Here is an 808-nt window from a genome sequence, read left to right on the forward strand (position 1 = left end):
ATATCGCGCACATCGTGCACTAATTCTGCTGCGCCACACACGGGACATTTCATCATAATTAACGCTCCTTGAATGAAACTATTAAAACATCGTCTATTACGGTTAGCTTGATATACAAATCGCCGTATGGCTCAACGGTTGGGCGATATACATCTTGCCAAATTGTATGGTCTGCATGAGTGGTCATGCTTTTATAGAAGTCCGAACGGTTTAGGTTGCTCACGATATTTTGCATTTCGTCATAATCAATTCCTAAAAGCTCCGCACCAATCAGTGCTACACGGGTTGCGCGGACTTTTTCTTCTGCCAACAAGGCTTTTACTCTTTCTAGGCTGCAATGCGGCGTTCTTTTTTCCATGATGCTCTCAATTAACCAATTAGGTTAATTGTAACCTAAAAGGTTATTTTGCACAACTCTCCCATAAAAAGGCAGTCTGAAAACAGCACTCTTTGTTTTCAGGCTGCCTTTGTCTCTCATTCCTTGTAATAGTGTTTCTTAAAAAATACAAATCTATTGGGTTCTAATAATTTAATTTTGTTTTAAAACAACACATAAGACATGAAAATTGCTTTAATTAAAATTCTTATTGACAATATTTAATTAGTAAACTAATATTTCACACATCAAAGCAGTACCCCAGTTCTTTAACAATTCGGCAAACGTAGCAACCACCCGATGCCTGGTCTTTATCAAGATTGGCGCGTTCCTTTCGTCTTTTTGCGCGGCTTCTTTTTGTGGCTCGGCAGAAATTTTTTCGCTATGAAACGCGGCTAATCTTGTGTGGCTTATCGGTGAAATGCGTATCAA

Annotated in this window: 2 protein-coding genes; both read right to left on the minus strand. The window is 38.9% G+C overall.

The annotated features are described in order from the left end of the window. Nucleotides 1-58: 58 nt before the first annotated feature. Complete coding sequence (locus tag JDW22_RS13490; RefSeq protein ID WP_200523473.1) at nt 59-358, minus strand: type II toxin-antitoxin system MqsR family toxin; 300 nt, start codon at nt 356-358, stop codon at nt 59-61. A 243-nt stretch (nt 359-601) separates the two neighbouring features. Then, the coding region (locus JDW22_RS13530; protein ID WP_207748848.1) for a hypothetical protein at nt 602-808 on the minus strand (207 nt) is incomplete at its 5' end.

Origin of the sequence: Kingella bonacorsii (assembly GCF_016623605.1) — a bacterium.
Taxonomy (GTDB): domain Bacteria; phylum Pseudomonadota; class Gammaproteobacteria; order Burkholderiales; family Neisseriaceae; genus Kingella_B; species Kingella_B oralis.